Genomic DNA, 25,035 nt, shown 5'->3' with positions numbered 1-25,035 from the left:
GGGGCGTCAGGCCAGCCTGGGCTGACGCAGCTGCTGCATGCGGTAGATCAGCCCCTGGGGCAGGCGCCGGGAGAGCGCGATGTCGACCGCATCGCGGCCTTTGAAGTCGGCTACCGAGACGTCGGCGCCGGCGTCGAGCAGCAGCTCCAGGGTCTTGAGGCGACCGAGGCGTGCGGCATAGAAAACAGGGGTTTCGCCGTGCTCGCGCAGGTTAAGGAGGGGCTGTGCCTGCAGCAGCGCGCGGCACATGGCCTCGTCATCGCGCCACACGGCAGCCCACAGCGAGTAGCTGGCATTGGCGCCGTGCGAAAGCAGCAGTTCGACCAGCGGCAGGTTTTCGCCCCGGGCAACGGCAAACCACAGCGCCGTGGCGCAAAAGTCGCCATTGCATTCGCCCATCGGGGCTTCGGCCTCCAGCACGGCACCGGCGGCCAGCAAGGTGGCCACGGTCTCCAGGCCGTTGGTGTCGGCTGACTGGGCGTTTTGCGCGGATACGCCACAGGCCACCTGCAAGGCGGTGCGTCCCTTGCCATCCACCGCCTGGGCCCACTGCGGCGCCTGCGCCAGCAGCTGGGCCACCAAGGCGGCATCCCAACGCTTGGCAGCAGCAAACAGCGAGGTCTTCGAAGGCAGACTCATGCAGGGCTCCTTATGGCTTGTGACCATGCTCCAACGCGCAATGTACACCGATACCGCCGCATCCCAACCTTGGTGGCAGGCAGGTTTTTCCCGACCTGCCTGCGCCTCTGGGGTTACTGGGCCGCCACCCAGTCGATCAGCGCATCCCAGGCGGGGCGTGCCTGCGGGGCATTGTCGCTGTTGGCCATGGCCACGACCACCCAGCGGCGTCCGTCGCGGCCATTGACATAGCCGGCAATGGCCGAGGCGTCGCGCAGGGTGCCGGTCTTCAGGTGGGCGCCGCCGGTATGGGCGCTTTTGCTGTTTTTCATCGTGCCGTCCACACCCACGATCGGCATCGAGGCCATCAGCTCGGGCATGACGTTGGAGTTCCAGGCGACCGAGAGCATCTTGGCCAGCGACCCGGCGGTGATGCGGGCATCGCGCGAGAGACCGGCGCCATTGTCGATGGTGGGCTGCGCCATGCCGGGCACGCGCTCGCTCCACCACTGCGCCACCGCCTGGCGGCCGCCTTCAAAGGTGCCTACGCCGGCGCGCTCCTTGCCCAGGGTCAGAAACACCTGCTGGGTCATCACGTTGTTGCTGTACTTGTTGATATCGCGCACCACCTCGCCCAGGGTGGGCGAGCTGAAGCTCATCAGCGGCTGCACGCCGTCAGGCGTGGTGCCCATGCGCACCTGGCCGGTCACCTTGCCGCCCAGCTCGCGCCACATGCCTTCAAACACGCGGGGCGCAAAGCGGTCGGGGGCGGCGGGCGCCACGGCCCAGCTGTTCTCACCGCAAGCGGCCGGGTAGCCACCCAGAAACTGGATCTGCGTGGCATCGGCCATCTGCGCCTTGAGCGCGCCGCGCCAGTCGCCACAGGCATTGCCCTTGGTCTTGAGCAGCGGCACCGTGCTGGGCAGGCGCAGATGCGCGACGGCCGGCTCGTAGGCGATGCGGGCCACGCCAGCGGCGGCATCGGGGATAAAGCGCATCGTCAGCGACTTGTAGTTCAGCAGCAGCGCATCGGGCACGGCGTTGTAGGGCCGGTAGGGCTCGTTGTCAAAGCGTGCGGGGTCGATGGGCGGCAGCGCAAAGGCCGAGCGGTCCAGCACCACATCGCCAACCACGACCTGGATGCCCTGGCCCAGCAGGCGGCGCTGCAGCAGCCACAGGCGCTCCATCACCAGCTTGGGGTCGCCCGAGCCCTGTACATAAAGATTGCCATTGAGGGCACCCTGGGCGACCTGGCCGTCGGTGGCAATGCGGGTGTCCCAGGTGTAGGCGGGGCCCAGGATCTCGAGCGCTGCATAGGTGGTCACCAGCTTCATCACCGAGGCGGGGTTGCGGCCCACATCGCTGTGCACATCAAGGAGCGGGCGCTGCGCGCCGCTGACATCCATCACCACCACGGAGACCGCATCGGACGCGACCTTGCCCCGCTGCAGGGCGGCTTCGACCTCGGCCGGCAAGCGGCCGGCGGGCCAGGCGTTGGCCGGGGCGGCGAGGGCTGCAGGTGCTGCAGCGACAGGTGCGACGGAGGCCGGTGCCTGGGGCGCCCCAGCGACCGGCTGGGCCAGCCGGATGGGCGTGGGCGTGGGGTCGCTAGAGGGGGCGGCCGGCGTCTGCGCGCAGGCCACCTGGCTCAGCGCAATCGCGACCGGGAGCAGCCAGCGGCCGCTGCTGCCAGGCAGGCCAGCGCTCAGCCGCGCCAGGGACAGAGGAAGGGGCGCCATCGAAGAAATCTGTTGCATGGGCAGCAGTCTAGCGGCTATGCCCAAGCCCGGCATGCAGCCTTGGCTTTGCCCCGATAATGGCAGGTTGCCACCCCTCTACAGGGGCTGAAACCGGGCGCCAGCATAGCGCCCGTGCGCGCCCTACCCCATGAACCTGCTTGCCCTCGAATCCAGTACCGACACCCTCTTTATTGCCACCGCGCGGGATGACCAGCGCTGGCTGCACAGCGGTGCCGGTGGCCAGCACACCTCCAGCCAGTTGCTGCCGGCGCTGCGCGGCCTGATGGCCGATGCAGGCCTGGGCTTTGATGCGCTGGACGCGATTGTGTTTGGCCGGGGCCCGGGCTCGTTCACCGGCTTGCGTACCGCCTGCGCCATTGCCCAGGGCCTGGCCTTTGTGGCCAAGGGCGGCCAGGGCGTGCCGGTGCTGCCGGTCGATACCTTGATGACCGTCGCTGAAGAGGCCCGCCTGCAATACGGCTGCACTCAGGTGCTGGCCTGCCTCGATGCCCGCATGGACGAGGTCTACAACGCCGTTTACCAGTATGTGGATGGCCACTGGCAGACCTTGGGCGATCTGCAGGTCTGCCCGCCGCAGGAGGTGCAGGTGCCCGCGGGCTTTGTCGTGGCCGGCAATGCCCAGGCCATATATGGCGAGCGCCTGGCGCCCGGCGCCACCCATCTGCAGGCCATGCCCACGGCCCGGGCCTTGCTGAGCCTGGCGCCTTATTTGCTGGCGCAAGGCCAGGCAGTGGCTGCGCAGGATGCGCTGCCGCTCTATATCCGCGACAAGGTCGCCAAGACCACGGCCGAGCGCGAGGCAGAAAAACAAGCCCAGGCCGCCGGCAGCCCAGGCAGCGCGCCATGAGCCTGCCGGCCTCGCCCCAGCTGCGCTGGTCCGCGCTGCGCATTGATGACCTGGATGCACTGCTGGCGGTGGAGAACCAGTGCTACACCCACCCCTGGACGCGGGGCAACTTTATCGACTCGATGGCGATGGGCTATGCGATGCAGCTGCTCTGGGCCGACGAGGAGCTGATCGGCTACTTTATTGCGATGCAGGGCGTCGATGAGCTGCACCTGCTCAACATCACCGTCAACCCGCGCCACCAGCGCCAGGGCTGGGCCAAGGTGCTGCTCGATCAGCTGCGCAGCTGGGCCGTCAGTGCGCGCGCGCAGGCGATCTGGCTGGAGGTGCGCATCAGCAATCTGCGCGCCCAGCAGATCTACCTGGCGTTTGGTTTTGAATCGGTAGGGCTGCGAAAGCGCTACTATCCGGTATCCCATGTCGAACGCGAGGACGCCATGGTCATGCGTTATCTGCTGCCTACCACCCCATGAGCCTGAACCTGGACGCCCGCCAACGCGCCATGCTGCAAGAGATGGGCCACCCGCTGTGGTGGCCCGAATCGCCCGCGCCTGCCGCCCAGGCCGCGCCTGAGACATCTTCCGCTCCTGCGCCAGTGGCTGCACCGCCATCGCGCGCGGAGGCGGTGCCTGCCCCAGCGGTTGTTCCCACGGCAGCGGCTGCAGCAGCGACTACAGGAGCTAATGCACCTACTGTTGCACCCGCTCCAGCGGCGATGCCGGCTGCTGCGCTCCCAGAAACGGCCGTGCCCGCTGCCGCTATTGAGCCAACGCCAGCGCCTGCAGCAGCTGCACGCCCCACGTCCCCACAGGCGCTGCCCGCCGGCTTTCCGCGTGTGCGCTTTGCGCTGCGCGCGCCAGTCCTGCTCGATCTGCAGGGCAAGCAGCAGCCCGCAGTGCCCCACACCCAGCCGTCCTGGCTGGTGGTGGCCGAGCTGCCCGAGGGCGCGCCCCAGCAGAGCGAAGCCTGCCAGCTGCTGGTGCAGATGCTGCGTGCCATGCGCCTGACCGATGCCCCCGTCTACTGGGTGCCGCTGGCCCGCATCCCTGCCAACCAGGAAGGCGATGATGGCCTGCCCAGCTTCAGCATCGAGGCGCTGGTGCAGGAATGCCAGCCGGCCATGGCGCTGCTGCTGGGCCTGCCGGCGGTGCGCCACCTGGTGCCGGGTGACCTGCCTTTCTCCAGCCTGCGCCAGCAGCTGCACCTGCTGGGCGGCTGCCAGCTGCCTGCCGTGGTCAGCTACGACCCCAGCCACCTGCTGCGCACCCCCCAGGCCAAGGCAGCAACCTGGGCCGATCTGTGCTTTGCACTGGCCCAGGCCGGGCGTTAATTTTCTTCACCAACCTGCCAATCTGCCGCCATTTAGCCGCCAAATAGCCGCCATTTGGTGAGTGTAGGCGCCCACTGACAGGCTGTGGCGTGGGGCGTTGACAACGCTGCGCGCGGACAAAGCGCATCGTCATGCGCAGCGGATGCGGGAATGCCATAATGGCGCCCATTCACAAACCGGAGTCTCTCCTTGGATCCCTACCCTAGTTGGTAGCTTCCACCCTGGCAAGCACATGGCTGCACAAGGGTCGGAAGCGCCCCCCGCCCCCCTTTTGCAGACCAATAACAACAAGGAAGTGAGCCCATGCTCAACATCTTTACGCTTGCCAATGGCCGTCTGGTGCAGGAAGAGATCGAGTCTCTCCAGGACCTGGCCCGTTTTCAGCCTATCTGGGTTGACCTCGAATCCCCCACCCTCGAAGAAAAGCGCTGGATCAAGCAGCACTATGGCCTGTCCATCCCCGAAGACGCGATGGACCAGGACATCGAGGAATCGGCCCGCTTCTACGAAGAAGACAACGGCGACCTGCACATCCGCAGCGACTTCCTGATCGATGACGAAGACGACCCGCGCAGCGTGCGTGTGGCCTTCATCATGAACCTGCACAACGCCGCGCTCAAAAGCTATGGCGTGCTGTTCTCCATCCACGATGAGGATGTGCCGGTGTTCCGCCTGCTGCGCCTGCGTGCGCGCCGCGCGCCGGGCCTCATCGAGGACAGCAAGGACGTGCTGCTCAAGCTGTTCGACGCCGACGCCGAGTACTCGGCCGATACCTTGGAAGGCATCTACGACGACCTGGAAAATGTCAGCACCCAGGTGCTGGCTGGCAATGTGACCGACACCCACGCGAGTGAAGTGCTCTCGGCCATCGCCCGCCAGGAAGACTTGAACGGCCGCATTCGCCGCAATGTGATGGACACCCGCCGCGCGGTGAGCTTTGTCATGCGCAGCAAGATGCTCAACTCCGACCAGTTCGAGGACGCGCGCCAGATCCTGCGCGACATCGAATCGCTGGACAACCACACCGCCTTCCTCTTTGACAAGATCAACTTCTTGATGGATGCGACGGTCGGTTTCATCAACATCAACCAGAACAAGATCATCAAGATCTTCTCGGTGGCCAGCGTCGCGCTGCTGCCACCCACCTTGATCGCCAGCGTCTACGGCATGAACTTCAAGTACATGCCCGAAATCGACTGGCAATACGGCTATGCCTACGGCATTGCGCTGATGGTGGGCAGCGCGCTGATACCGATGCTGTACTTCCGCAAGCGCGGCTGGCTCAAGTAAGCACGGAGGCGCCCACTACACCTGCTTGGGCCGCAGGCACCACAGGGCCGTGCCGGCGATCGATGCGGCGAGCATCAGCACCCACAGCGCGCCCAGCTGCCACTGCTCCAGCGCCAGACCAAACAGAAAAGGGGCGCTGGCCTGGGTCATGCGGGCAGGCACCATCAGCAGGCCCTGGCGCTGGCCATAGCCTTGCGCGCCAAACATGGCCAGCGGCAAGGTGCCGATCACCACGGTCATGATGCCGTTGCCCAGGCCAAAGGCCAGCGCATAGACCCAGGCGCCCGAGGCACCCAACAGCGCCAGCGCGAGCGCCGCCACGGGGTAGGCGATGACGGCAATGCGCGCCGACCACAGCGGATGGGCGCGGCGCAGAAAAACATAGTCGGCAATGCGGCTGGCCACCTGGGCCGGGCCCACCAGCGCCGCCGCAGCGACCGCTGCCGTCGCCGTGGCGCCGCTGACCATCAGCAGGCGCGGCAGGTGCGACATCATCGAGGTGCCGATGAACCAGATGGCGGCAAAGGTCAGCGCCAGCAAGACCAGGCTGAGCCACTGGCCCCGCAGGGCAGCAGCTGGCGCTGCAGGCACGCCCGCTGGGTCGGCTGCCGCATCGGTACGGGCGCGAGCCGGAGCATGGGGCAAGCTGGCATGCAGCGGCAGCAGCACCAAGAGCTGCACCGCCGCCCAGACCAGGCAAGCCTCGCGCCAGCCCCAGCTGTGCAGCAACCAGGTGGTGAGCGGCCAGCTCAGGGTGCTGGCAAAGCCGCCAAACAAGGTGATGCCGACAATGCTGCCGCGCGCGGCCTTGCCATACAGGCGCACCGAGGTGGCAAAGGCTGCCTCGTACAGGCCCGCCCCCATCGCCAGCCCCAGCAGCCACCAGACCGCAAACAGTTGGCCCTGGGTCTGCACCTGCGACAGCAGCGCCAGGCCCAGCGCAAACAGCACATTAGTGGCCATCAGGAGCGGCCGCCCGCCCCAGCGGTCAATCAGCCGCCCCGCTACCGGGCCAGTGAGCGCCATCATCAGCAGCGCCACGGAGAACGCCGCAAAGATGCGCGATGGCGCTATGCCCAGACTCTCGCCCATCGCGCCGGCCAGGATGGCGGGCAGGTAGAAGGCCGAGCCCCAGGACAGCATTTGCCCCAGGCCCAGCTTGCAGGTGGTCAGCACCTGGCCGGGCGCAAAGGAGTGGGCGGGAAAAAGGGGCATGGTCGGCAAAACAGCGCATCAAGGCAGCGCGCCATTGTGACGAGGCTTGCCGCAGTGCACAGTCACCCGCGCTACCGGGTAGCCGATTAACCTCTCGCCAAGTTCCGCAGCAGGCTGCCGATGGTGTGCTGCGCGTAGCGGCTGGCAATGCTGCGGATAAAGCGCGGAAAGTCCAGGTGCGCGCTGTCATCGGCCCGGTCGGAGATGCTGCGCATGGCCGCAAAGGGCAGGCCATGGTCGGCGCAGACCTGGGCGACGGCAGCGCCTTCCATCTCGACGGCCAGCGCCTCCATGCCTGCGCCCTGCAAGCCGCTGCGCAGCGCCTGCACTTCGGCGGCGCTGCTGACAAAGCGGTCGCCGCTGACGACCAGGCCCTGGTGCATCTGCGGCGCGGGCAGGCCCAGCTCGGCCGTCCAGGCTGCGGCGCCCCCGGCCAGGCACTGCTGCACCGCTACGGCCAGCTGCGCGCTCAGGGTAACGTCGCAGTCAAAGCGCGCGCGGCCATAGCCCGGCACCTCGTAGCGCGGAAAGATCGGCGAGGCATCCATGTCGTGCTGCGCATAGCTGCTGGCCACGACCACATCGCCCACCTGCACGCCCGCGCCCAGGCCACCGGCCACACCGGTAAACACGATGCCCCGGGCGCCAAAGCGCTCGACCAGGGTTGCGGCCGTGCTGGCCGCCGCCACCTTGCCAATGCCCGACAGCGCCAGCACCACCGCATGGCCGTGCAGCTGGCCGCAGGTGTAGCGGCGGCCGGCATAGTCGCTGGTGCGGGCATCCGCCAGCAGCGCGGCAATGCCGGCCTGCTCCTCGGGAAGGGCACTGAGAATGGCAAGGGTCACGGGGGAATCCCAAAAAACAGCAAAGCAGAGATTGTCGCTGCAATCTCCGCCCTCTGCGCTTTCGCTACTGTGTCGGCGGCAGCACTGCTGCGGCGCAGTGCCGCTGCAGCACTCAGGCTTTGGTCGTTTCGTCGCGCAGCTCGCGCCGCAGGATCTTGCCCACCGGGGTCTTGGGCAGGTTGTCGCGGAACTCGATGTACTTGGGCCGCTTGTAGCCGGTCAGGTGCTCGGCGCAATGGGCGCGCAGCTGCGCCTCGGTCACATCGGCCGACTTGCGCACGACCACCAGCTTGATCGCCTCGCCGGTCTTCTCATCGGGCACGCCCACCACCGCGCATTCGGCGACGCCGGGGAAGGATGCGGCCACGTCTTCGACCTCATTGGGGTAGACGTTGAAGCCGCTCACCAGCACCATGTCCTTCTTGCGGTCAACGATGCGGAACATGCCATCGGGCTCCATGATGCCGATGTCGCCGGAGCGGAAGAACTGGTCCTCGGTCATGGACTTGGCGGTCTCGTCCGGGCGCTGCCAGTAGCCGGCCATCACCTGCGGCCCGCGTATGCAGACCTCGCCGCGCTCGCCCTGCGCCACCGGCTCGCCGGCATCGTCGAGGATGGCCATATCGGTGCCCGGCATCGGGTAGCCGATCGAGCCCGAGGCCTTCTGGCCCGTGCCGACAAAGTTGCAGCTGGCCACCGGGCTGGTCTCGGACAGGCCATAGCCCTCGACGATGGGCTGGCCGGTGCGCTGCAGCCAGCGCTCAGCCACCGAGGACTGCACGGCCGCGCCGCCGCCCACCACCACGCGCAGGTTCTTCCAGTTCACCTTGTCGAAATCGGGGTGGCTCATCAGGCCGTTGAACAAGGTGTTGACCGCTGGCAAGGTGTGGAACTCGTACTTGCCCAGCTCGCCCAGCACCGCCTTCATGTCGCGCGGGTTGGGGATCAGCAGCACCTGGTGGCCCAGGCGCATGGACAGCAGAAAACAGACCGTGAACGCGAAGATATGGTAGAGCGGCAGCGCGCAGACGCACAGCGGCTGCTCGCCTTGTGGAATGGTCTTGAGCGCCGGCCCATACCAGGCCTGCACCTGCATCACATTGGCGCCCAGGTTGCGGTGTAGCAGCACGGCGCCCTTGGCCACGCCGGTGGTACCGCCGGTGTACTGCAGCGCGGCCATGTCGTCAGGCCCGATGTCCACCGGCGAGAACGTGTGGCGCTCGCCCTGGCTGATCGCATCGGGGTAGCGGATGTTGCGCTCCAGGGTGAACGGCGCGACCAGCTTCTTGCTGTGGCGCACCACATAGTTGACGATGCTGCCCTTGATCAGGCCCAGGCAATCGCCCATGCTGCAGACGATGATCTGGTCGAGCTGGCGGTGCGCTGCGCAGTTCTGCACGGTGGCACCAAAGTTCTCCAGCACGATCATCACCTTGGCGCCGCTGTCCTTGAGCTGGTGGTCCAGCTCGGAGGCGGTGTAGAGCGGGTTGACGTTGACCACGACCAGCCCGGCGCGCAGCACGGCTGCGACGGCCACCGCGTACTGCGGCACATTGGGCATCATCAGCGCCACGCGGTCGCCCTTGGCGAGCGGCAGGGTCTGCAGGTAGGCGGCCAGCGCCACGCTGTAGTCGTCGAGCTGGCGGTAGCTGAAGCGCGCGCCCATGAAGTGCAGCGCCGTGCGGTCGGCATACTGGATAAAGGCCTGGTTGAGCAGCTGCACCAAGGTCGGAATGCGCTCAGGGTCAATGTCCTCGGGGATCTCGGGTGGGTAAGCGGCCAGCCATGGGCGTTCGGTCATGCACAAGTCTCCTGTCGGTCATACAGCGGGGTGCCGGCGCCCTGTGCGCACGGCCCGCTGCTGAGCCATGTTGTTCGATCTCGCCCTATTGTGCAAATTCTGCGCTCATTCCAAGTCTGGATATACCCGTAAAAAAGCAAAAAAAAGCCATGACCGGGGTCATGGCGGTTGCTGAGCGAGCGAAGCGTTCAGCGCTTGGCGGGTGCGACCGCAGCAGGTGCTGCCCCTGCCGGCGCTACCACCGAAGCTGCTTTCTCTTCGGCGGCCTGGGGGTTGGGCTTTTCCTTGCCAAACAGCACATCGGAGTCGTCCTGCTTGGTCTCGTAGTAGGGCTGCTGGTCGATCTCGTAGGGGAACGGTGGCACGGTCAGCACGCCGTTGAAGTAGCCGGTGCTCTCACGCATGGAACGCGCCAGGTCCTGGGCCCAGTGGTCCAGCGAACGGCCGGCGGCCAGAAAGTCGACACTGCTGCGGATCGGCGGGCGCACCAGGCGCTGGTCCACCAGCACCTGCGCTTCGACATAGCCGCCATTGCTGGTGGTGAACTGGTAGGACACATAGGCCACCGGGCGCGCAAAGTAGACACCGGCCGCCTCCAGCCGGCCCGCCATGGCCGCATCGTTCTGGGCCAGCCAGTCGCTGCTGTTGGCGGTGCGCTTGATGCGCAGGCAGTCCACCCGGCCAATGTTCAGGCCCTGGGTGCGCTCGACCAGCACGCCCTTTTGCTTGGGGCAGTTCTGGGTCCAGACGGTGTTTTGGTTGTTCAGGTCATCGACGCTGGAGCGCAGCGACATCACGCCCACCAGCTCGCCCAGCTTGGTGCGCATCTGCCAGAGCCTGGCCTGTAGGGGCTTGTCCTTGGCCAGGTCTTCGGGCAGTACATCGAGCACCTCGCTGTCCGTGCCCCAGTACGTCCATCGCAGGTCGGTGTTTTGGTCCATGGACACCAAGGTGCGGCCCACCGGCTCCACACTCGACGGCAGCGGCGCGCAGGCGCTCAGCACCACGGCTGCGGCAGCGCACCCCAGCCAGGACAGAGAACGGGCAGCGGAAAAAGACATAGACGGATCCTGAAAACAGTAGCGGCGGCCAACAGACAGTGCGTGGCCTGTGCCACACCGCCAAGCCCTGCATCATAGCAAGGCCGTTGCGGATTCTGTCTGAGGCCGCCGGGCTGAATCAGGAGACTTTGGTAGTGAATGTATCCAAATGCATCACTTGCTCTGGCAACTGGCCGGCAGATACTGTTGCGCCGCACCATCGGCGCTGCAATGCCAGATCACCTTGCCGCCCTCTCCCTGCATGGGCTGCATCTGCAACTGGCCATGGAGGGTCAGCGCAGTCAGCGACATATCGTCGCTGTCATACATCAGCCGGCCTTCCTGCTGCGGCGGCACACCTGCATCGGCCAGCGAATCCGGCACTTCTTCATAGGTCTGGTAGTAGCGCGACAGCGCCTGGCGTACCGGCTCGGCCTGGCTCCATTCCTTCTCGAAGGCTTCCTTGCCCTTTTGCGACTGCATGCCTTGCATCAGCATCTGGCTGAAGGCACCGCCCCCGGCTCCACCCTTGAGCGCCGGGATCGCGACGGCGGCCGCGATACCGATGATCGCGATCACCATCAACAAGCCCACGGCCCCGCCGCCTGCCCGGCCGCCGTAGGGCACAAACAGCGCAAACAGGTAAGAGAAGGGATTGCGGCCCGGCATCTTGATGCCGGGGCTGATCATGCGCGCCACGCGCTTGGTCAGCCAGGGGTAGCCGCCCAGCAGCTCATGCAGATCGGGGAAGAAGCCCCGGTTCGTCATGGTCTGACGCGCATACTGCACCAGGTTGATGGTCTTCCACTTCTGCGCGCCAGCGGCCAGCACCGACAGCGCGCGGCCGGCCGATTCCGAGCCTTCGCAGCAGGCGCGGCCATGCAGGTCGCAGGTGTACTCCTGAGCGCGCGCATAGGCCGCACCAATCAGCGGCAGCCACAGCACCGGCATGCGCCAGAAATGGCCGGTCAAATGGCCTTGCTTGATATGGCCCAGCTCATGGCCAAAGTAGAAGTTGATGCCATCGGGCAGCGCGCGCATCGCATCCACCGTGTCGCTCAGCACAATGACAAAGTTGCGGCCCAGAAAGCGGGTGGCAAAGGCATTCATCAGGCCGTCGCCTTGCAGCAGATAGGCCTCGGGCGGGTCGACCAGCTCGAGCTTTTTGCAGCACTGCAGGTACTGCAGGTAGAGCTCGGGAAACTGCTCGTCCGACAGCCGCACGGCAGTGCCGCGCAGCCAGGCAATCAAGGCAGACTGGGCAAAGAGATAAAAAATGAAAGCGATGAGCAGGTAGATCAGTACCGTGCCCACGGTCATCAGCAAGATGGCCAACCATGCCAGCAAGCCCAAAACCAGCGTGATGGCGCCCAGGGTCCGCTCCCGCGGATACACCCACTCCTTCATATGTATCTCCTCTGTAAAGAGCGCGTATCATGCCCGAGACACGCGGCCTTTATAGAGAGAATTTATAAGATTTTGCAAAGCAGCAACTACCGCGTTCTGATGCTTACATGCGGCTTACTTAGCGCAAGGTGACCAGCTCTTCGGCCATCGTCGGATGGATGCCAATCGTCTGGTCAAACAGCGCCTTGGTGGCACCAGCTTTGATCGCCACCGCAAAGCCCTGGGTGATCTCGGCCGCATCGGCGCCCACGACATGCAGGCCCAGCACCTTGTCGCTGGCGTCATCCACGACCAGCTTGACCAGGCAGCGCTCGCTGCGGCCCGACAAGGTGTGGCGCAGCGGTTTGAAATCACTGCGGTAGATGCGCACCGCCCCATGGCGCTCACGGGCCTGGGCCTCGGTCAGGCCCACGGTGCCGATCTGTGGATGGGTGAACACCGCCGTGGGGATGTTGTCGTAGTCCATCACGCGCGCGGCCTTGCCGGCCTCGGGGCCCCAGAGGTGGTCTACCCAGGCCATCGCTTCGGCCAGGGCCACTGGCGTCAGCTCCATGCGCCCCACTACATCGCCCAGCGCATGCACGCTGGGCTGGGCAGTGGCCAGCTGCGCATCGACGACGATGGCGCCGCTTTTGTCCAGCGCAATGCCCAGCGCCTCCAGCCCCAGGCCGCTGACGTTGGCCTTGCGGCCCGTGGCATACAGCACCTGATCGGCCTTCAGCTCCGACCCATCGGCCAGGGTCAATGTGCGCTCGCCGCTGGCTGCATCGCAGGTGATCTCTTTCACTTCGGTCTTCAGGCGCAGGTCCACGCCGCTCTTGCGAAGCTCTTCGGCGACAAAGCTGCGCACCTCGTCGTCAAAGCCGCGCAGGATCTGGTCACCCCGGTGCAGCAGGCTCACCTGCACGCCCAGGCCATGGAAGATGCTGGCCATCTCGCAGCCGATATAGCCCCCGCCCACGACCACCAGCCGGCGCGGCAGCTCGGCCAGGTCAAACATCTCGTCCGAGACGATCACATGCGCGCTGCCCGGCAGATCGGGGCGCACCGGCGTGCCGCCGGTGGCGATCAGGATATGGGCCGCGGTCAAGGTGCGCACATCGGCGCCATCGGCAGAGACCACCACGGTGTGGGCATCGGCGAGCCGCCCCTGGCCGGCAATGCGCTCCACATTCGCGTTGCGCATCAGGCCCTCGTAGATGCCATTGAGCCGGGAGATCTCCTGCGCGCGCGCTGCTTTGAGCGCCTGCCAGTCCAGCGCAATCGCCTGGGGCATTTGCCAGCCGTAACCGCGCGCCTCTGCAAAGGCCTCGGCATAGCCAGCGGCATAGCTGTAGAGTTTTTTGGGGATGCAGCCGACGTTGACGCAAGTGCCACCCATGGCCTTGAACTCCACCACCGCCACCTTGGCGCCCCGTGCTGCCGCCATGCGGGCTGCCCGCACCCCCCCCGATCCGCCGCCAATCACCACCAGATCCAGATCCCAGGAATGGCTTGTCTGCATGCTTTGCGCTCCTTTGTTTGCTATGCAAAGCATTGTGCAAAAAACACCGGGCGCAGTGCGCGTGTGCGGTTATCGCCGCATCGCTTAGGCCAAAAGCAAAAGCCTGCAACGCGCAAGCGATTGCAGGCTTTGGGGCCATCCAGCGCCCAAGGCACTGGCAGGGCAGGCAGATTTACTTGACCAGTTGGGCCAGGTCGCCAGCGCTGTACTTCTTGGCCATTTGCTCCAGGCTGTAGCCCTTGATCTTGCCGCCCTGGCCTTCGCAGCCAAACTCGATGTAGCGGGCCTTGCACACTTGCTTGGCGGCTTCACGGGCGGGCTTGAGCCATTCGCGGGCGTCGAACTTGTCGGGGTTCTCGGCCAGGAACTTGCGCACCGCGCCGGTCATCGCCAGGCGGATGTCGGTGTCGATATTGATCTTGCGCACGCCGTACTTGATGGCTTCCTGGATCTCTTCGACGGGCACGCCGTAGGTTTCCTTCATCTTGCCGCCGTACTGGTTGATGATGGCCAGCAGTTCCTGGGGCACGGACGAGGAGCCATGCATCACCAGGTGGGTGTTGGGGATGCGGGCATGGATTTCCTTGACACGAGAGATCGCCAGGATGTCGCCCGTGGGCTTGCGGCTGAACTTGTAGGCGCCATGGCTGGTGCCGATGGCGATCGCCAGCGCGTCCAGTTGCGTGGCCTTGACGAACACGGCTGCTTCTTCGGGGTCGGTCAGCATCTGGCTGTGGTCCAGCTTGCCTTCGGCGCCAATGCCGTCTTCTTCGCCAGCTTCACCGGTTTCCAGGTTGCCCAGGCAGCCCAGTTCGCCTTCGACGGTGGCACCGATCTGGTGGGCCATCGCAACGACCTTCTGGGTCACATCGACGTTGTAGTCAAAGGACGAGGGGGTCTTGCCGTCGCTCATCAGCGAGCCGTCCATCATCACCGAGCCAAAGCCCAGGTTCAGCGCGCCCTGGCAGATCTCGGGCGTGGTGCCGTGGTCCTGGTGCATCACCAGCGGGATGTGCGGGTACATCTCGGCGGCGGCCTGGATCAGGTGCTTGATGAAGGGCTCACCGGCGTACTTGCGCGCGCCGGCGCTGGCCTGCAGGATCACGGGCGCGCCGACTTCGTCTGCCGCCGACATCACGGCCTGGACTTGTTCCAGGTTGTTGACGTTAAAGGCAGGGATGCCGTAGCCATTTTCGGCAGCATGGTCGAGCATTTCGCGCATCGAGATCAAAGGCATGGTGGTCGGGTCCGTTCTAATGCAAAGAAAGAGTGCTGCAACCGCTGCTGCAACACCCTGGATTCATGTCTGCGGCATGGTAACCGCTTGGTAACTGCCTATTTTAGCAAGCTCAGGCCATCTGGGCGAGAGGCATACTGAGGCGGTAGCAAGTGGTATAGGGTGCCAGCGCCTCTAGCTGCTCGAAAGCGCCCCCGTGCAAAGCCATGATGCGCTGCACAATCTGGTGGCCCAGCTGCAGGCTGTCCACTGGCTCGGGCACGGCCTTCTCCTGCAGGCGGCCGCCATCATCACAGACCTGCAGCCAGCACTGCCCACCATCGCTGCCGCCCTGCACCTCGATCTGCGTGCCCTCGGGGGTGTGGCGCAGCGCGTTCTCGACCAAATTGCGCACGGCCACCTCCAGCAGCACGGCGTGGCCTTTCACCCACAGTTGCTCGGGCAGCTCCACCGCCACACTGCCCCCGCGCCGCCAGGCCGCCTGGGCGTATTCGGCCCCCACCGTGCGCGCCAGCTGCGCCAGGTCCACCGGCGCGGCCTGCTGGGTCAGCGCCACACGGCTGCTGCGGGCCAAGGCCAGAATCTGGTTGAGCACATGGCCAGCGCGCAGCGCGTCGGCATGCAGGCGCTGCACCGCCTGGGCCTGCTGGGCGGGGTCGAGCCCGCCTTGCAGCGACTGCGCATGCAAGCTGATCGAGGCCAGCGGCGTGCGCAGCTCATGCGCCACCTGGTTGGCCAAGGTGCGCTCGCGCTCCATCGCCTCATCATTGCGGTCCAGCAGGCGGTTGAACGCCAGGGTCACCGCCCGGAACTCCTGCCAGTTGTGGCCGGTAGAAAGGCGCTGGCCCTGCTCGGGCTCGAGCTGCTCGACATCGCGCGAGAGCTGGGTCAGGGGTTTGAGGCCGGCGCGGATTGTCAGCCCCAGCACCAGGGTGACCACCGGCAAAAGCCACAGCCCGGGCAGAATCATCTGCCCGGCAATGTCATCGGCCAGGTCATCGCGCTCTTGCAGGTTGACCAGCACAGCGACCTTGCGCGTGTGCTCGGTGTTCCACTGCGTGAAGGTGCGCCAGACCTCGTGCTTGGGGCCTAGCTGTGCATCAAAAAAGCCACTGCGCCCATCGGCAAAATGCAGGCGCGGCGCGCTGCCGACATTGAGCACCAGATCGCCCTCGGCGCTCCAGACCTGCAGGCTCATCGACTGCTGGTAGTCATGCGCATGCAGCCCCGGCAGCGGCACGCGCTCGGTCGGCAGGCCCGGCGGGGTCTGCGCGTTGGAGGGGATATTGAGCACCAGCGCAGCAACGCCGGCCAGGTGCCCGTCGGTCAGCTCATCGGCCTCTTCAATACCGGTCTGGTAGGCCCAGTAGACAAAACTGGCCCAGACGACGACCAGCGCCGCCAGAATCCAGACCAGCAGCCGGGTACGCAGCTGGGGCAGGCGCTGGGGCTTGGCCGCCAGGTTCACGATGCCTGGTCCTGGGGCATGAAGTAGCCCACGCCGCGCATGGTCAGGATGTAGTCGGCGCCGAGCTTTTTGCGCAGGTGGTGGATATGCACCTCCACCGCATTGCTCTCGACCGAGGCATCAAAGCTGTAGAGCTTTTCCTCCAACTGCTGGCGCGACAGCACCCGGCCATGGGCCTGCAGCAGGATCAGCAAGATGGTGTAGGCCCGGGGTGAGAGCTCGACCCCTTCGCCCCCCAGGCGCACCTGGTGCAAGGCCGGGTCCAGCACCAGGTCGCGGTAGTGGATCAGCGGATTGGCGCGGCCCGCCGCGCGGCGCAGCAGCGCACGCAGCCGGGCCTGCAGCTCTTCGGCATCAAAGGGCTTGGAGAGGTAGTCGTCGGCGCCCAGGTCCAGGTTTTCAATGCGGTCATGCACGCCGTCGCGGGCGGTCAGCACGATGACCGGCATGGCCGGATCGGGCAGGGTCTTGCGCAGGCCGGTGGGGGGCGGGGCATTGCGCAGCTGCTGCAACAGGCGCGAGCCATCGCCATCGGGCAGGCCCAGGTCCAGCAGCACCACATCAAAGCCCTCGGCCGTCAGCGCGCGCCAGGCCTCGGCCAGGCTGGGGCACCAGTCCACCGCATGGCCGCGCTGCTGCAGATTGGCTTTGAGGCCCTCTGCAATGCCGGCATCGTCTTCCACCATCAGTATGCGCATGGCTGGCATTGTGCATGACTTGGGTCGTTGCGCCTATGGCCTGCGCCCTGCACCCGGGACATTAAGAAGCCCTTAAGCCAGCCGCCGCAGCATCGCCAGATGCCATCCTGCCCCCCTGCCTCGTTCGCCGATACACGCGCCCCCTTGTACAACCGCCGCTGGCTGCTGGCCACGGTACTCAGTTTTGTGCTGATCGCCCTGTGGGATGCCGGAGGCCAGGACCTGGCGCTGGCCCACCTCTGGGGCACGGCCCAGGGCTTTGCGCTGCGCGACGACCATTTTCTGGTCACCTATATGCACCAGGGCATGCGCAACCTGGGCTGGGTGGTCGTGCTGGCCTTGAGCCTGGGCGTCTGGATGCCCTTTGGCCTGCTGCGCAAGCTGCCTACCGCCAGGCGGGTGCAGCTGCTCGTCAGCATTCTGGCGGCTCTTGCGGTAGTGGCCATCCTCAAGCGCAGCAGCGCCACCAGCTGCCCCTGGGACCTGTCGGTCTTTGGCGGCGTGGCCGAGTATGTGTCGCACTGGCGCTGGGGGGTGCATGATGGCGGCGCTGGTCGCTGCTTTCCGGCCGGCCATGCGGCGGCCGGTTTTTCCTTTGTTGGCGGCTATTTTGCGCTGGCGCGCGACACACCGCGCGCCGCGCGCTGGTGGCTGGCGGTGGCGCTGGTGATGGGCCTGCTGCTGGGCCTGGGCCAGCAGATGCGCGGCGCCCACTATATGAGCCACACCTTGTGGACCGCCTGGCTGTGCTGGACGGCCGGCCTGGCCATCGACATGGGCATGGCGCGCCGGCAGCGCAGCGCCTAAACCGCAGCTGGGCTCAGTCCCTTAGCCCACCAAGCGCCAGTGGTTGTCAAACATCAGTCCGGTCACCGTATTCAGCGCTGCTACCGCTTGCTCGCGGCTGCGGCTGCTGCGCTCGGTCACCCCATGGCCGCCGCCGGCCCATAGCCGCGCGCCATCGAGTGCCACAGGGCAGACATCGCCCTGAGGGCTGCTGCCCAGGTAGCGCGCCTGGGCATCAAACCAGGCCATGCAATCGGACTTGGGGCAGCTCACCACAAAGCCGCCTTGCGCCAGCGGCGCGCATTCCACGCTGCCGCCGTAGCCGGCCAGCGGCGGCTGGTCTTGCGCCAGCTGCAGGCGCTGGCCATCCCAGACGGCGAAGATGGGGGCGCTTTGGCGCCGTGCATCCTCATGCTCGGCCTGCAGCGCAATGCCCAGACGCTGGCGCGCGGCATCCCAGGCCAGGTGGCGGATCGACAGGCGCGGGTCGGGCAGCTTCCACTGGCCCAGCAGGCGGCCGTCAAAGGGGTGCAGCGCGACCAGCGACGGGTCCATGCTGTCCAGCCATTTCTTGCTGCGGCCCGTCTCGCTTTGCGTGGGGATGCCGCCATTGGCAACGACCAGGGTCCCGGCCGGCAGCTTGCCCAGCGCGGCGGGCAGCACCAGCAGCTCATGCGGGTCCATGCCATGGCTGCGCCATTCGGCCAGCTTCTCCAGGCTCGTGGCATCGCGCAGGCCTATGCAGCCCTGGCTGTCTTCCAGATCGGTTTCGGTGGTGAACAGCATCCCGCTACCGCCTGCGCTCGCTTGGGCCTGCCAGGCCTGCGCCGTCGCGGGGCCCGCCAGTGCCACATGGCCGTTAAAGCAGCGGTCCTCCTGCATCCAGGCCCATTGCAGCGCTCCTGTTTTGGGCTGCCAGCGCAGCAGCCAATCCCCGGGCCGGCGGGCGGCAAAGACCAGCTGACCACCGGGCAGTGTTTGCACGCCATGGCCACGGGTGGGCAGCTCGGTGCGCGCAGCAATGCGCCAGGCATGGCCGCCGCCGCTTTGCGGCAGCACTTCGAGCACACCGGCCCAGTCCTGCGCCATCGCACTGGCGCCATCGCGCCAGACTGCCGCCAGCCGGGTGACGCCCGGCGTGCTGCCCGCGTCTTTGGCAAAAGACAGTTCGGCCAGGCCCAGCGCGCCCATCGCCGAGGCACCCAGCCCGCGCAGCAGCGCGCGCCGGGGCATGGGTGTGGACAACAGCGCAGCGTCGGTCATGGCTGGTCGCTCAGTCGCCATCGCTGTCGCTAAAGCCCAGCGGAATATCGAGCGCCGGCGCCACCTCGGCCTGGTAGAGCGCCGTGATGCCCTTGAGCTTGGTGGCGAGCGCGAGGATCTCGGTGTTGGCCTGTGCCCCTTCCTTGGCAGGCGCCTTGCCAGGGGCCGGCATCGCGGCATCGACCACGCCAATCGCATCGCGCCAGCGCTGGGCCAGGGCGATATGGCCCTTGCTGAGCAGCAGTGCCTCGATGGAGATCAGGTCCTTGCCAGGCACGGGCGGCTGCTGGCGCTGCGCCGGGGTCAGCAAGGCCTGGGCATGCAGCGCCTGCCACTGGGTCTGCCACTCGCGCCAGTTGTCGGCCATCCCAATGCGGGCAAAGGCGGGCGCCTTGTTGCTGCCCTCGACCACCTTGACCGGCTTTTCCATCTGCGCCCAGCGCAGGCGCTCCAGCCCGCCCAGCCACTGGTTGACCCATTCCTCGATCGCCGCGCCGGTCTCCTTGGCGCCGGGGCTGGCCACATCTTCGGGCTCGCTCTCCGAGCCTTCGACGCTCCAGGTCTTGCTGCGCAGGGGCTCCAGCGCCGCTTGCAGGCTTTGGGCCTCGGCGCTGATCGCTTTGGCCACCTGCACTGCAAATGCACACTCGGGGCTGGCTGGCTGCAGGCCCTGGCTCAGCAGCCAGTCCAGCGCACCAAAGCCCTTGGCGGGCGTGCCCACCAGCTCCATGTCGGCAGCGCTTTGCGGGCCTTTTTTGACGGCGCGGGTGATCAGCGCCGTGCGGATCGGCGTGAAATCAATCTGCCGCAGCGAGCGGCGCTCCACCAGGGGCCCCACGCTGGGCGTGGACAACTGCAGCCAGGCGGTATGGCTGCGCTGCCACTGGCCGCGCAACTCCGCCGCTGCGGTTTTGGCAGCCGCCGCCGGCCCGGCGCAGAAGCTGGCGAGCGCCTGGTCCTGCGCATTGGCGGCCTGGGTAAACGCCGCCGCACGGGCAGGCAGGTGCTGGCCATACAGGCTTTGCAGCGCCTGGGCAGCCGTGTAGTACGGCATGGGGGTGTCGGCCGCCTGCGCCAACGGGGCAGAACTGCCCATCGCGGCCAGGGCAACCAGAGCGCAAGCCCTGCCCCAGGATTGTGCGGCCTGGACGGGCCCCGTTTTCAAACCAACTTGCGTCATAGCGACTCCACAAACTTGACCAGGGCTTCACGCTCGGCGGCATCCATGTTCAGCACCTGCTGCTTGGCCTGCTCGGCCTCGCCGCCATGCCAGAGGATCGCTTCGAGCACGCCGCGCGCACGGCCGTCGTGCAGCAGGCGCTGGTGGCCGTTCACATCCTGAATCAGGCCAATGCCCCACAGCGGCGGTGTGCGCCACTGCTGGCCACTGGCCAGAAAGTCCGGCCGGCCATCGGCCAGCGCCGGGCCCATGTCATGCAGCAGCAGATCGGTATAGGGCCAGATCTTCTGGCCGGCAATGTTCTTGGCCGTCAGCCGTGGGAAGGGGCCGGGGCCAGTCACATAGCTGGGCTTGTGGCAGACGGCGCACTGCGCCTGGGCAAACAGGCGCTGGCCCAGCTTGACGGCCGAGTCATTGATATTGCGGCGGGCAGCAGGCGCCAAGGTGGCCTGGTAGAAGATCACGTCGTCGAGCGTCTTGTCATCGATCTCGGGCGCATCGGCGCGCGCCTGGGCCGCCGTGCGGCCGGCGGTGGACTTGTCCAGACCGCCGCCATGCGGCGCGGCCAGGCAGTCTTTTTGCGCCGGGGTGCAGTTCTCGTTCGGGAAAATGCGTGAGGTGATGCCCATGTCGCCCGAGAAGGCGTTGGCTGTCTGGTGCGCCACGCTGGGCGAGTTGGCCTTCCAGCCAAAGCGGCCTATCGCCTCGCGCTGGCCATAGGCATCCCAGACGCGGTTGACCTGGCCCTTGACGGGGCCGGCCAGCGCCGCCTGCTCCCGCACATTGGCGAGGATGTCGGCCTCGGCAATCGCTTCGATCAGGCCCACACCTACCACCTGGGGCGCAATGCGCGGGCCGATCATCACATCCTTGGCCATGGGCCCATAGCCCAGGTCGGTCAGCTCGTAGCGGGGTTGGATCAATTCGTAGGGCGTGCCATCGGCAAAGCGGCCCTGGATGGGCGTGCCATGGATGCGCACGATGCCCTCGGGCTTGACGCCCTGCACCGCCGCATTGTTGAACTGGTCACCATAGGTCGGCTCGGGCACCACGCCGGCATGCGGATCGGCCTTGCCGGGCACCGACAGGCGGATCAGCAGCGCCACCGTGGGATCGGGATCGGGACCCAAGGTGCGGTGGAACTCTGGCGGCTCACCGCGCCCGTCCATGATGTGGCAACCACCGCAGCTGCGTGCAATGAAATGCGGGCCCAGGCCATCGCGCAGCCGGGTCGAGGCCGGTGCCTCCACCCAGTTGCGCTTGAAAAAGGAATTGCCGATGACAAAGCGCGTGCGCTCTTCATCGGCGAGAGAGGCAAAAGGAAACGAGAACGCGTTCTTGCCGGTGGCAAACACCGTGGTGTCGCCTCCGGTCATCTCACTGGGGTCTTGCGCGGGCGCCGCTGCGGCGGGCTTTGCAGCCGCGCTGGTCTGCGCCGCGCTGGCCTCCGGCCGCAGGGCCACCGCCAAGGCGGTGGCCGCGCACAGACCCGCTGCTGCCCATGCCAGCCGCTGCACGCGGCCACCGGGCTTCTTGTCATTCATCTTCACAGACATAGTGCAGCAACGGTCCTTCGTCAGGGCTGGACCAGGGTCAGCTTGGTAATGCCGATGGCATTGGCCGCCTGCACCAGCAGCTTGGACTGCTCGGTGGCGCTGTCCACCGCCGCCTGGATGCGCTTGCGGCCAGGGGCGTCGGCGCCGCCAATGATTTCGCGGTCAAACGGTGCCTGGATGCCTTCGGTCGCCTTGACCGTGCTGGCAATCTGCGCACTGGTCTTGCCCGAGAGCTCAGCGTTCTTGGCCGCCACCAGCTCGGCCAGCGAGGCCACCTTCAAGGTCGTGCCATCGCGGCGCTTGTACTGGCCCAGCCAGACGTTCTGGATGCCAGTGGCATTGGCGACCATGTCGCGGTGGGTGTTGTCGGAGAAGCAGGAATGCTCGTCTTCCTGGTCCTGCGAGTTCAGCGGCACTTCCATGCGCTCGCCGGCCAGCTCGCCGCGCGAGAGCGAACCCAGGCCGACGATGATCTTGCGCACCGATTCCACACCATCCTTGTCGAACTGGGCGCGGTAGTTCTTCTGGCCCGGTGCCCAGGCCTTGGTGACGCCTGCCAGGTCGTCGATCAGCAGCTCGGTCACGACCTTCAGGTAGAGCCGGCGGCGGTCGGCGTTGGCGCGCTTGCCATCCACATAGTCTTCAAACGAGCGCTCGCCAGGGCCGGTGTCGGACAGGTCCTGGCCCCAGAGCAGGAACTCGATCGCATGCCAGCCAGTGGCAATGTTTTCCTCGCCACCGCGCTCGTTTTGCTTGGCCAGGTTGGCCTTGGTGATCTTGAACTTGGGGTCGTTGATAAAGCCGGAATTGGACTTGCCCTCGACATAGTCCACATAGGACTCGTCCATCGGCCAGGCATTGATCTGGCCTTCGGGGCCGTTCTCGTCGTCGATCGGGCCGCCATAGAAGCGGAAGGCTTCCGTCTGGCCGTAGAACTCACGCGCGTCGAGCCAGCTTTTGCGCGCGGCTTCCAGCGTCTCCTTGGAGGGGGCCGCGAGCAAGGCGGCGATGGCCTTTTGCATGTCGCGTGCCGATGCGAGGCTGTCGCTGTAGTTGGCGTAGACCAATTCGCTATAGCCCACCGCCACCGCACGGGCGTCCAGCTTGCTGGCCTTGGCGGCCGCCGTCTGTGCAAATGCCGGTGCAGCCACACCCGCGACTGCGCCCAAACCCAGGCCCAAGGCCATCCCCAACACCGAACGGCGTACTAGTCGTTGCGACATAGATTCCCTCTTCCAAAAAAACAGGCAGGCACAGCGGCGCTGTGCTGCTCAACAACAAGGGCTTGGCTGGGCTGCTCGGTGCGTGCGTGTTGTGAATTCTTATCGCAGCAGCTTGGCTAGGTGATCGAAGGCCAGGATTGTAAAGGCCGGTAAGCCCCTGTCTCGGGAGCAAAACCGCCTGGCTTCGAATGGATTCAGCGCAGTCCTTTGATCCGCACGGACGTGCAGGCAGGCTCGCTGAGCGCCATAGTATCGCTGCAGTCGAAAATCCGCACAAAATTGGACGGATCTACAGCTGCAAAAAAGGGGCGCTCACGAGCGCCCCTGGTGTGTCGGTGCAAGAGCGTTGTGCGTTACACCACGCGGCTGATCTTCATCATATTGGTGCCGCCGGGCGAGCCCATCGGCTCGCCGCAGGTGATCGCATAGATATCGCCGCTTTGCACAATGTCGCGCGCCTTCAGGTGCACCTCAGCCTGGGCCAGCGCGGTGTCGCGGTCGGCGCTGGTGTCCATCAGCAAAGGGCGCACATTGCGGTACAGCGCCATCTTGCGCTGCGTGGCCACCTTGGGCGTCAGCGCGTAGATGGGGATCTGGGTGCGGTGGCGGCTCATCCACAGCGCCGTCGAGCCGCTGTCCGTCATCGCCACCAGGGCCTTGGCGCCCAGGTGGGTGGCGGTGAACAGCGCGCCCAGCGCAATGCTCTGGTCGATGCGCTGGAAGGTCTTGCCGACAAAGTCGGTGTCCACATCCCAGTCGGCCGAAGCCTCGGCCTGCGCGCAGATGTCGACCATCTCCAGCACGGTCTCGAGCGGGAACTTGCCAGCGGCGGTCTCGGCGCTCAGCATCACCGCATCGGTGCCGTCGAGCACCGCATTGGCTACGTCGCTCACCTCGGCGCGGGTGGGCACCGGGTTGGTGATCATGCTCTCCATCATCTGCGTGGCAGTAATGACGACCTTGTCCATCTCGCGAGCCATGCGGATCATCTTCTTTTGCAGTGCCGGCACGGCCGCATGGCCCACTTCGACGGCCAGGTCACCGCGCGCGACCATGATGCCGTCAGACACGCGCAGGATGTCTTCGAGGTGCGGAATGGCTTCGGCGCGCTCGATCTTGGCAATCAGGCCGGGGCGGTGGCGGTACTCGGCCGCCGCCACCATGCACAGCTGGCGCGCCATTTCCATGTCGGTGGCGGTCTTGGGAAAGCTGACGGCCACATAGTCGGCCTGGAAGCTCATCGCGGTCTTGATGTCATCCATATCCTTGGCCGTCAGCGCCGGCGCGGTGAGGCCGCCGCCCTTTTTGTTGATGCCCTTGTTGTTGGACAGCTCGCCGCCCAGCTTGACGGTGGTGTGCACGGCATCGCCCCGAACCGCGTCCACCGTCAGCACGATCAGGCCGTCGTTGAGCAGCAGCACATCGCCGGGCTTCACATCGCGCGGCAGCTCCTTGTAGTCCAGGCCCACGCCCTGCAGGTCACCGGGCTCCTGGCGCGAGGCATCAAGCACAAACCGGGCACCGGGCTCGAGCATCACCTTGCCTTCGGCAAACTTGCCAACGCGGATCTTGGGGCCTTGCAGGTCGGCCATGATCGCCACCTCGCGGCCGGCGCGCTGCGCGGCCTCACGCACCATGCGGGCGCGGTCCACATGGTCCTGCGCCTTGCCGTGGCTGAAGTTCAGCCGCACCACGTTGACCCCCGCGCGGATCATCTCTTCGAGCAGGGCCGGCTCGCTGGAGGCTGGCCCCAGCGTGGCAACAATCTTGGTGGCGCGGCGGATCTTGGGCGAAATCATGGGCAGGTCCCCTGTGTCTTTGTCTCAAAAGTGGGGCCGGCTCCGTCACCAGATGCCGACCCGATGTAATTCAGTTCCATTCTGACATGAGAAACGTGCACAGGGAGTTACATCGCGGTTTCATTCGATGTGCGCTTGCACAATCGCGCGGCCCATAAAAAACACCTG

Annotated in this window: 21 protein-coding genes; 5 read left to right on the top strand and 16 right to left on the bottom strand. The window is 66.2% G+C overall.

Features of this window, described 5'->3' with window-relative positions:
• Positions 1-6 precede the first annotated feature (6 nt).
• Positions 7-639: an ankyrin repeat domain-containing protein gene (locus DCO45_RS12350; protein ID WP_165841189.1), complete on the bottom strand. Its 633-nt coding sequence runs from the start codon at positions 637-639 to the stop codon at positions 7-9.
• A gap of 113 nt (positions 640-752) precedes the next feature.
• Entirely contained in the window at positions 753-2,375 is a 1,623-nt protein-coding gene (gene dacB / locus DCO45_RS12345) for a D-alanyl-D-alanine carboxypeptidase/D-alanyl-D-alanine-endopeptidase (RefSeq protein WP_243419334.1), read from the bottom strand.
• 130 nt (positions 2,376-2,505) lie between these two features.
• Between dacB and tsaB the strand changes: the two genes are divergently transcribed.
• From tsaB to corA, 4 genes are all read left to right on the top strand, one after another.
• The gene (gene tsaB, locus DCO45_RS12340) at positions 2,506-3,225 is read left to right on the top strand and encodes a tRNA (adenosine(37)-N6)-threonylcarbamoyltransferase complex dimerization subunit type 1 TsaB (protein WP_116926121.1); all 720 of its coding nucleotides are present in this window, start codon (positions 2,506-2,508) and stop codon (positions 3,223-3,225) included.
• Positions 3,222-3,698 (top strand): ribosomal protein S18-alanine N-acetyltransferase, encoded by a 477-nt coding sequence (gene rimI, locus DCO45_RS12335; protein ID WP_116926120.1) that lies wholly within the window; start codon positions 3,222-3,224, stop codon positions 3,696-3,698. Before tsaB ends, rimI begins: the two co-directional genes overlap by 4 nt.
• Positions 3,695-4,555 carry a hypothetical protein gene (locus DCO45_RS12330; protein ID WP_116926119.1) on the top strand — a complete coding sequence of 287 codons (861 nt, stop codon included), beginning with the start codon at positions 3,695-3,697 and terminating at the stop codon, positions 4,553-4,555. Before rimI ends, DCO45_RS12330 begins: the two co-directional genes overlap by 4 nt.
• Before the next feature lie 303 nt (positions 4,556-4,858).
• The gene (gene corA / locus DCO45_RS12325) at positions 4,859-5,845 is read left to right on the top strand and encodes a magnesium/cobalt transporter CorA (protein WP_116926118.1); all 987 of its coding nucleotides are present in this window, start codon (positions 4,859-4,861) and stop codon (positions 5,843-5,845) included.
• Positions 5,846-5,860: 15 nt separating this feature from the next.
• Here corA and DCO45_RS12320 read toward each other — a convergent pair whose 3' ends face one another.
• From DCO45_RS12320 to DCO45_RS12280, 9 genes are all read right to left on the bottom strand, one after another.
• Positions 5,861-7,060: an MFS transporter gene (locus DCO45_RS12320; RefSeq protein WP_116926117.1), complete on the bottom strand. Its 1,200-nt coding sequence runs from the start codon at positions 7,058-7,060 to the stop codon at positions 5,861-5,863.
• 86 nt (positions 7,061-7,146) lie between these two features.
• On the bottom strand, positions 7,147-7,905 hold the full coding sequence (locus tag DCO45_RS12315) for a 5'-methylthioadenosine/adenosylhomocysteine nucleosidase (protein WP_116926116.1): 759 nt from the start codon (positions 7,903-7,905) through the stop codon (positions 7,147-7,149).
• A gap of 112 nt (positions 7,906-8,017) precedes the next feature.
• Positions 8,018-9,706 carry an AMP-binding protein gene (locus tag DCO45_RS12310; protein ID WP_116926115.1) on the bottom strand — a complete coding sequence of 563 codons (1,689 nt, stop codon included), beginning with the start codon at positions 9,704-9,706 and terminating at the stop codon, positions 8,018-8,020.
• Positions 9,707-9,894: 188 nt separating this feature from the next.
• Positions 9,895-10,767: a hypothetical protein gene (locus tag DCO45_RS12305; protein WP_133248144.1), complete on the bottom strand. Its 873-nt coding sequence runs from the start codon at positions 10,765-10,767 to the stop codon at positions 9,895-9,897.
• Between the two features lie 153 nt (positions 10,768-10,920).
• Entirely contained in the window at positions 10,921-12,153 is a 1,233-nt protein-coding gene (locus DCO45_RS12300) for a M48 family metallopeptidase (protein ID WP_116926113.1), read from the bottom strand.
• A 118-nt stretch (positions 12,154-12,271) separates the two neighbouring features.
• Positions 12,272-13,657, bottom strand: coding sequence for a glutathione-disulfide reductase (gene gorA / locus DCO45_RS12295; RefSeq protein ID WP_116926112.1), 1,386 nt, complete (start codon positions 13,655-13,657; stop codon positions 12,272-12,274).
• A 172-nt stretch (positions 13,658-13,829) separates the two neighbouring features.
• Entirely contained in the window at positions 13,830-14,894 is a 1,065-nt protein-coding gene (fba, locus tag DCO45_RS12290) for a class II fructose-bisphosphate aldolase (protein WP_116926111.1), read from the bottom strand.
• Positions 14,895-15,006: 112 nt separating this feature from the next.
• Positions 15,007-16,356 carry a histidine kinase dimerization/phospho-acceptor domain-containing protein gene (locus DCO45_RS12285; protein WP_116926207.1) on the bottom strand — a complete coding sequence of 450 codons (1,350 nt, stop codon included), beginning with the start codon at positions 16,354-16,356 and terminating at the stop codon, positions 15,007-15,009.
• A 2-nt stretch (positions 16,357-16,358) separates the two neighbouring features.
• Positions 16,359-17,060, bottom strand: coding sequence for a response regulator transcription factor (locus DCO45_RS12280; protein ID WP_116926110.1), 702 nt, complete (start codon positions 17,058-17,060; stop codon positions 16,359-16,361).
• Between the two features lie 99 nt (positions 17,061-17,159).
• On the opposite strand from DCO45_RS12280, the gene DCO45_RS12275 reads away from it, so the two are divergent.
• On the top strand, positions 17,160-17,867 hold the full coding sequence (locus DCO45_RS12275; protein WP_116926109.1) for a phosphatase PAP2 family protein: 708 nt from the start codon (positions 17,160-17,162) through the stop codon (positions 17,865-17,867).
• A gap of 21 nt (positions 17,868-17,888) precedes the next feature.
• Here DCO45_RS12275 and DCO45_RS12270 read toward each other — a convergent pair whose 3' ends face one another.
• The 5 genes from DCO45_RS12270 to pyk form a co-directional block, all read right to left on the bottom strand.
• A complete protein-coding gene (locus DCO45_RS12270) occupies positions 17,889-19,109 on the bottom strand; it encodes a DUF1513 domain-containing protein (RefSeq protein WP_165841188.1) in 1,221 nt (406 codons plus the stop codon).
• 10 nt (positions 19,110-19,119) lie between these two features.
• A complete protein-coding gene (locus DCO45_RS22965) occupies positions 19,120-20,205 on the bottom strand; it encodes an imelysin family protein (RefSeq protein ID WP_165841187.1) in 1,086 nt (361 codons plus the stop codon).
• 80 nt (positions 20,206-20,285) lie between these two features.
• The gene (locus DCO45_RS12260; protein ID WP_243419333.1) at positions 20,286-21,845 is read right to left on the bottom strand and encodes a di-heme oxidoredictase family protein; all 1,560 of its coding nucleotides are present in this window, start codon (positions 21,843-21,845) and stop codon (positions 20,286-20,288) included.
• 20 nt (positions 21,846-21,865) lie between these two features.
• On the bottom strand, positions 21,866-23,068 hold the full coding sequence (locus DCO45_RS12255; protein WP_116926106.1) for an imelysin family protein: 1,203 nt from the start codon (positions 23,066-23,068) through the stop codon (positions 21,866-21,868).
• A 353-nt stretch (positions 23,069-23,421) separates the two neighbouring features.
• Positions 23,422-24,867, bottom strand: a complete 1,446-nt coding sequence (gene pyk / locus DCO45_RS12250; protein ID WP_116926105.1) for a pyruvate kinase — start codon at positions 24,865-24,867, stop codon at positions 23,422-23,424.
• Positions 24,868-25,035 lie beyond the last annotated feature (168 nt).

Source organism: Comamonas sp. JNW, assembly GCF_003105075.1.
Taxonomy (GTDB): Bacteria; Pseudomonadota; Gammaproteobacteria; order Burkholderiales; family Burkholderiaceae_C; genus Comamonas; species Comamonas squillarum.
The sequence above is the reverse complement of the archived record's forward strand: the minus strand, read 5'-3'. Positions and strand labels throughout refer to the sequence as shown.

What these genes read in the sequence shown, in the direction of transcription:
- dacB (WP_243419334.1), bottom strand. Translation starts at nt 2,375, where the DNA reads ATGCAACAGATTTCTTCGATGGCGCCCCTTCCTCTGTCCCTGGCGCGG.
- DCO45_RS12270 (WP_165841188.1), bottom strand. Translation starts at nt 19,109, where the DNA reads ATGACCGACGCTGCGCTGTTGTCCACACCCATGCCCCGGCGCGCGCTG.
- DCO45_RS12350 (WP_165841189.1), bottom strand. Translation starts at nt 639, where the DNA reads ATGAGTCTGCCTTCGAAGACCTCGCTGTTTGCTGCTGCCAAGCGTTGG.
- DCO45_RS22965 (WP_165841187.1), bottom strand. Translation starts at nt 20,205, where the DNA reads ATGGGCAGTTCTGCCCCGTTGGCGCAGGCGGCCGACACCCCCATGCCG.
- gorA (WP_116926112.1), bottom strand. Translation starts at nt 13,657, where the DNA reads ATGCAGACAAGCCATTCCTGGGATCTGGATCTGGTGGTGATTGGCGGC.
- DCO45_RS12305 (WP_133248144.1), bottom strand. Translation starts at nt 10,767, where the DNA reads ATGTCTTTTTCCGCTGCCCGTTCTCTGTCCTGGCTGGGGTGCGCTGCC.
- DCO45_RS12320 (WP_116926117.1), bottom strand. Translation starts at nt 7,060, where the DNA reads ATGCCCCTTTTTCCCGCCCACTCCTTTGCGCCCGGCCAGGTGCTGACC.
- DCO45_RS12275 (WP_116926109.1), top strand. Translation starts at nt 17,160, where the DNA reads ATGCCATCCTGCCCCCCTGCCTCGTTCGCCGATACACGCGCCCCCTTG.
- tsaB (WP_116926121.1), top strand. Translation starts at nt 2,506, where the DNA reads ATGAACCTGCTTGCCCTCGAATCCAGTACCGACACCCTCTTTATTGCC.
- DCO45_RS12330 (WP_116926119.1), top strand. Translation starts at nt 3,695, where the DNA reads ATGAGCCTGAACCTGGACGCCCGCCAACGCGCCATGCTGCAAGAGATG.
- DCO45_RS12280 (WP_116926110.1), bottom strand. Translation starts at nt 17,060, where the DNA reads ATGCGCATACTGATGGTGGAAGACGATGCCGGCATTGCAGAGGGCCTC.
- rimI (WP_116926120.1), top strand. Translation starts at nt 3,222, where the DNA reads ATGAGCCTGCCGGCCTCGCCCCAGCTGCGCTGGTCCGCGCTGCGCATT.
- pyk (WP_116926105.1), bottom strand. Translation starts at nt 24,867, where the DNA reads ATGATTTCGCCCAAGATCCGCCGCGCCACCAAGATTGTTGCCACGCTG.
- DCO45_RS12255 (WP_116926106.1), bottom strand. Translation starts at nt 23,068, where the DNA reads ATGTCGCAACGACTAGTACGCCGTTCGGTGTTGGGGATGGCCTTGGGC.
- fba (WP_116926111.1), bottom strand. Translation starts at nt 14,894, where the DNA reads ATGCCTTTGATCTCGATGCGCGAAATGCTCGACCATGCTGCCGAAAAT.
- DCO45_RS12300 (WP_116926113.1), bottom strand. Translation starts at nt 12,153, where the DNA reads ATGAAGGAGTGGGTGTATCCGCGGGAGCGGACCCTGGGCGCCATCACG.
- corA (WP_116926118.1), top strand. Translation starts at nt 4,859, where the DNA reads ATGCTCAACATCTTTACGCTTGCCAATGGCCGTCTGGTGCAGGAAGAG.
- DCO45_RS12260 (WP_243419333.1), bottom strand. Translation starts at nt 21,845, where the DNA reads ATGTCTGTGAAGATGAATGACAAGAAGCCCGGTGGCCGCGTGCAGCGG.
- DCO45_RS12310 (WP_116926115.1), bottom strand. Translation starts at nt 9,706, where the DNA reads ATGACCGAACGCCCATGGCTGGCCGCTTACCCACCCGAGATCCCCGAG.